General features: G+C 61.3%; 5 protein-coding genes. 4 read left to right on the top strand and 1 reads right to left on the bottom strand.

From position 1 onward, the window contains the following. The 3 genes from VGI36_01465 to VGI36_01455 all read left to right on the top strand — a co-directional run. The coding region (locus VGI36_01465) for a hypothetical protein (GenBank protein HEY2483783.1) at positions 1-220 on the top strand (220 nt) is incomplete at its 5' end. A 546-nt stretch (positions 221-766) separates the two neighbouring features. Then, entirely contained in the window at positions 767-1,090 is a 324-nt protein-coding gene (locus VGI36_01460) for a hypothetical protein (protein ID HEY2483782.1), read from the top strand. After that, positions 993-2,546, top strand: coding sequence for an IS1634 family transposase (locus VGI36_01455; GenBank protein HEY2483781.1), 1,554 nt, complete (start codon positions 993-995; stop codon positions 2,544-2,546). The genes VGI36_01460 and VGI36_01455 overlap by 98 nt, the downstream gene beginning before the upstream one ends. 197 nt (positions 2,547-2,743) lie before the next feature. On the opposite strand, the gene VGI36_01450 is transcribed toward VGI36_01455, so the two are convergent. Beyond that, complete coding sequence (locus tag VGI36_01450) at positions 2,744-3,958, bottom strand: acyl-CoA dehydrogenase family protein (protein ID HEY2483780.1); 1,215 nt, start codon at positions 3,956-3,958, stop codon at positions 2,744-2,746. Positions 3,959-4,164: 206 nt separating this feature from the next. On the opposite strand from VGI36_01450, the gene icd reads away from it, so the two are divergent. Beyond that, a complete protein-coding gene (icd, locus tag VGI36_01445) occupies positions 4,165-5,412 on the top strand; it encodes an NADP-dependent isocitrate dehydrogenase (protein HEY2483779.1) in 1,248 nt (415 codons plus the stop codon). The last annotated feature ends 307 nt before the right edge of the window (positions 5,413-5,719 follow it).

Below are 5,719 nucleotides of genomic sequence, written 5' to 3'. Positions count from 1 at the left end.
CCGCTACGGCAAGAGCGTATACGCGCTGCAATTCCATATTGAAGTGACGCCCGAATCGGTAGCTGCCATGGCCGCGGAGTGGCCGCGGGAACTGGAAAAGGAAGAGATTTCTGCCGCCGAAATGATTGGCGCAGCCGCGGGTCACGTCCCCGAGCTCGAGCTCCTCTCAGACGCGATCTTCGGCCGCTGGGCCGGACCCATCCAAAAGACTTTGCGCTAGAACTGAGATCCGCTTGCGTCGATTCTCGCTCCCGCCAAACATCTCATGGAGGACTGGCAAGCGGGGCGGCTAGGGGAACCCTCAGGTCAACGCGGTGCTCAATGAGCATCCAAGTTCTCTGGGCGAGCCCTGGGTCACGCCCGAGCGGCTTCACCTGCAGTCGCGCGCTTGGGCGTGAATCGCACCGGCATGTGCTTGATGCCGGCCACAAAGTTCGAGCGCACCGCTCGATCGGGCCGGCCAATTCGAGGTCTGGAATCTATTCGGTCTGGAGCCGGACCAACTTGACCGCGCGTTGTTTCACGCGCCTGACCGGCGGGGAGATTTCTAGCGCGATGCCGGGCGGCCGCACCCGCCCGGCTGCTAGCCCAAGTTCGACAGTTCGAGTCACAAAAAAATATTTTCAGTGAGTGAGGGTAGATAGTAACGAGACTATTGGCCGGGCGAGTGCGAAAACGGGGTGTAGTGCCGACTTTTGCTACTTGTAGCGCGCGGCGCGAGCGGCTGTGATGAGAGTAGGCGGAGTGGAGGAGGCGGCGGACGCAGTTGTACTTGCGGCACTCGGTTCGGCGCAAGAACGGCAAGCAGCACAGCTATTGGCGGCTGGTGCGCTCGGTGCGGCGCGGCGGCAAGGTAATCCAGGAAACCGTCGCGCAGCTGGGCGAGCTCGATGCCGAGGGACGCGCCAACGCGCGGCTGCTGGCCCAGCAGATCACCGGTAGCGCGCAACAGCGCGAACTGTTTGAAGCCGCCGCGCCCGACGCGCAACGGGTTGCGGTGCGGCTCGATTCGGGTCTTCATCGAGCGTGCGCGCTCCTATGGCGGGGTGTGGCTGGGATGGAAGCTATGGCGCGCGCTCAAGCTGGATGAGCTGTGCGCGGAGCTGATGCCGGAGGGCCGGGAAGCGATCGCGTGGGGCCAGCTCGTGGCAGTATTGGTCATCGCCCGTCTGCTCGAGCCTTCCAGTGAGTTACATATCGCCGAAGCTTGGTATCGCAGCACCGCGCTGGAAGATCTGCTCGGAATACCCAGCGCAAGCGTCTATGACAATCGTCTTTACCGCGCGCTGGATCGGCTGCTGCCGCACAAGCCCGCGCTCGAGCAGCATCTGCGCCGCCGGCTCGGCGAGCTGTTCGCGCTGGAGTACGATCTGTTGCTCTACGACGTGACCAGCACCTACTTCGAGGGTCTGGCCGCAGGCAATCCGCTCGCCCAGCGCGGCTACAGCCGCGATCATCGCGGCGACTGCAAACAGGTGTGCATCGCGCTGGTGGTGACCCGCGAAGGGATGCCGCTCGGCTATGAGCTGTTCGCCGGCAATCGCAACGATGTCACCACGGTGGAAGAGGTGGTCGAGCGCATGGAAGCGCGCTTCGGTCTGGCCCAGCGCATCTGGGTGATGGATCGCGGCATGACCAGCGCCGAGAACCTCGCGTGGCTGGAGCAGACCGGGCGGCGTTATCTGATCGGCACGCCCCGCAGCGAACTACGCAAGTGGGCGCGCGCGGTCGCCGAAACCAGTGACTGGCAGAGCGTGCGCGAAGGAGTCGAGGCCAAGCTGTGCGCGGGACCTGACGGCCAGGAGACTTTCGTGTTGTGCCGCTCGGTGGAGCGTCGCGAGAAAGAGCAGGCGATGCATATCCGCTTCCAACAGCGCATCGAACAGGGTCTCGATCGACTCGGTCGGCGCATCGAGCGCGCGCGCCAGGCGTTGGAGCGCGGCAAGCTGGAGCGCCAGATCGGGCGACTACTCGAGCGCAATGCGCGCGCCGCGGGCCGCTATCTGATCGAGCTGGAGCCCGATCCTGCGCGGCCCGCGGGAGTGCGGCTCAAGTGGTCGGCGCGCCCGGAGTGGGATGACTGGGCCCGCCACAGCGAGGGCTGTTATGTGCTGCGCACCAACATCCGCGACTGGGACGTCGAGCAACTGTGGCGAACCTACGTTCAGTTGAGCGAGGCGGAGGCGGCCTTCCGCATCCACAAGAGCGAGCTTTCGTTGCGGCCCATCTGGCATCAGCGCGAGGACCGGGTCCAGGCCCATATCCTGGTGTGCTTTCTGGCCTACGTCTTGTGGAAGACGCTCGAGCAGTGGCAAAGCCGTGCCGGGCTGGGCAATAGCCCGCGCACCATCCTCGATGAACTCGGTCGCATCCAGAGCACCGACGTGGTGCTGCCGCTGGCTGAAGATCCAAGCCGCAAACTGCGTATCCGCTGTGTGGTCAGACCCGATCAGGCGCAGGCCCTGCTCCTCGACCGGCTCGGGCTCAGGCTTCCCGAACGCCTCCGACCGCCACCGATTTACGACTCGCCGAGCGTCAAAATGTAGTGCCGACTTTCAAAGAAAAGTCTTTGAATATCCTCGATTCCACCCCTCGAACTGTCGAACTTGGGTTAGAGAGGAGTTCTGCAGCTTGATGTTGCCGGTCCGACGGAGTGATGCGACGGCAGCACGTGCGCTGGCAAGGTCGCGCTTCGATTTTACGGGCAGCGCCCTCGACGACAAAATTTCTTGGCGGGATGAGCTCAACCCTTGGGCAGCTTTAACACGCGCTCTCCGATGATGTTGTGCTGGATCTCACTGGACCCTGCCGCAATGGTCAGCCCGCGTGCCGCGAGCGTGCGATGCGTCCATTTGCCACTCTCCACCGAGCCGAGCGAATCGCTCTCCAGAACTCCGTAGGGTCCCAGCAACTCCTCAGCAAACATGGCGACACGCAGGTTCAGTTCGGTCGCGAACAGCTTGCCAAACGAACTTTCAGGTCCCGGCACCTTGCCCCTCAGTTGCGAGGTCAGCGAGCGATAGCGGCTTAGCCGCAGGCAGCGCCCATCGCTCACGAATGCCGCCAGCTTCTGGCGCACGTACGGATGCTGTTGAGCCGCTACCCCCTGGAAGTCCACCTGCTTCGCAAGCTCCACCAGCTCGTTTATGGTTCGCTCGACCGGATGCCTAGTGCCCCCCGACACGCGCTCGAACATCAGTGTGGCAATCGACACCTGCCATCCCTGGTTCATCTCGCCAACCAGGTTTTCCTTGGGCACACGCACGTTGTCGTAAAAGACTTCGTTGAATCCGGCTTCCCCGGTCATCTGGACCAGCGGCCGAACCGTGATGCCCGGGGTATGCATGTCGACGAGCAGGTACGAGATACCCTTGTGTTTGGGTGCTTCCGGGTCGGTCCGCACCAGTAGCACTTGCCAATCCGAGCGCTGTGCGAGGCTGGTCCAGACCTTCTGCCCATTGACCACGAAAGAGTCGCCCTCGACCACCGCCCTGGTTTGGATCCCGGCCAGGTCGGAACCAGCGTTAGGCTCCGAGTATCCCTGACACCAAATTTGCTCGCCGGTTAGCATCGGGTGGAGATGGCGCTTTTTCTGCTCATCGGTTCCCATCAGCATGATGGTGGGCCCGATGCGATCGATGGCGAGCTGATTCGCTCCATACAGCGGCAACCCAAGCCGCAGCACTTCGTCCTGGTAGATCGATTGGTCCACCAGGTCGGCGCCGCCACCGCCCCATTCCTTGGGCCAGTGCAGCGCGACGTAGCCCGACTGATAGAGTCGGCGATGATAGTCGAGCATCTGGTTCCAGCGCCCGTCATCGCGCACGTCGAGCAGACTTGCCGTGGAGCCGCCGAGTCCTTCGCCGCCTCTTCCAAAAACCTCCCGGGAGTTTCTCTCAAGCCAGCCGCGCAACTCGGTGCGAAAACTCTCCTGGGACGGCGTGTAGCTGAAATCCATTTCCTGCTCCGATCGAGATCGATCGCGCGCAGTATAACTCCGCAGGACAGGCGCTCAAAACCGGCGTGCGCCCAGTCTTTGCGGATGGATCTAGTATCGCGGAGCGGTTCCTATATTATTAGCGGCTGAATATCAGACACCGCGGCGCGATTAGCGGACCTTCAGCCCGATCGAGGCGCAAATTCAGTTCAGGGGCAACAAGCGAGATGGCGTATAAACACATCAAGGTTCCGACCAACGGCGAAAAAATAACCCTCGGTAAGAATCAGGTACTCAACGTGCCCGACCGGCCGATAATTCCCTTCATCGAGGGCGATGGTACCGGACCCGACATCTGGCGCGCTTCGCAGTACGTCTTCGACAGGGCTGTCGAAAAAGCCTACGGCGGCAAACGGAAGATCGCGTGGATGGAAGTCCTCGCCGGCGAGAAGCCGTTCAAAGAGCTGAATAGCTGGCTACCGGACGAGACCGTCGATGCCTTCAAGGAGTTTCTGGTCGGCATCAAGGGGCCGTTGACCACGCCGGTGGGTGGCGGAATCCGCTCGCTAAACGTGGCCCTGCGCCAGCTCCTCGATCTTTATGTCTGCCTGCGCCCAGTCCGCTATTTCACCGGGGTACCGAGTCCCGTAAAGCATCCGGAAAAACTTGACGTCTTAATCTTCCGCGAGAACACGGAAGACATCTATGCGGGTGTCGAATGGCCGGCCGAGTCCCCCGAAGCCAAAAAGGTCATCAAATTCCTGCGCGACGAAATGGGCGTGACCAAGATTCGTTTTCCGGAAACCTCCGGCATCGGCATCAAGCCGATCTCGCGTGAAGGTTCTGAACGACTGACCCGCGCGGCGCTCGATTACGCTATCCGCCACAACCGCAAGAGCGTGACCTTTGTGCACAAGGGCAACATCATGAAGTTTACCGAGGGCGCGTTCCGCGATTGGGGCTACGAGCTGGTGCGACGCGAATACAAGGGCAGGGCGGTCGGATGGGACGACTGCGGAGGCAAGGCGCCCGCGGGCCAGATTCTGGTGAAAGACGCAATTGCCGACATCACCCTCCAGCAGGTTCTCACGCGGCCCGACGAGTTTGACGTCATCGCCACCATGAATCTTAACGGCGACTATATCTCCGATGCGCTTGCGGCTCAGGTGGGTGGAATCGGAATCGCTCCCGGCGCCAATATCAACTACCTGACCGGCCACGCGATCTTCGAAGCGACCCACGGCACCGCACCAAAGTACGCTAACCAGGACAAGGTTAATCCGGGCTCGGTTATTCTGTCTGGGGTGCTGATGTTCGAGCACATGGGATGGCAGGAAGTTGCGGACGGCATTATACGCGGCCTCGAAAAAACCATCGCGAACAAGACCGTCACTTACGATTTCGAGCGCCTCATGACAGGAGCAAAGCTCCTCAAGTGCTCAGAGTTCGGTAAGGCCATCGTCGACAACATGTAAAGAGACGGTCGCGTCGTCTTAGGTCCCATTGGATGAAAGATCGGTCGGGCTAGAGGGGTCCGGCCGGTCGTTCTTTCGCGGACCACGCCCGTGGCGCGGACTTTTGGATGGCTGATTGATTTGGGAGACGGGCCAACAGGCGGTTTTAGACAAATTAACCGCGAATGCGTGCGACGGTTGAGCTGGACCACGACGGCTCGGTGGAGGAGGAGATCGCTTACTTCCTTAAAAATTCTTCTTGCACCCTCGGACACCGGATATAAGGTGCTGTGTGCGTCTTAGAACGACTAGTTGCTGCCTTTTCTAG

Source organism: Candidatus Binataceae bacterium (genome assembly GCA_036495685.1).
Lineage (GTDB): Bacteria > Desulfobacterota > Binatia > Binatales > Binataceae > JAFAHS01.
The sequence above is the reverse complement of the archived record's forward strand: the minus strand, read 5'-3'. Positions and strand labels throughout refer to the sequence as shown.

Excerpts from the sequence above, each read along its gene's own strand:
- VGI36_01450 (HEY2483780.1), bottom strand. The coding sequence starts at position 3,958 with ATGGATTTCAGCTACACGCCGTCCCAGGAGAGTTTTCGCACCGAGTTG.
- icd (HEY2483779.1), top strand. The coding sequence starts at position 4,165 with ATGGCGTATAAACACATCAAGGTTCCGACCAACGGCGAAAAAATAACC.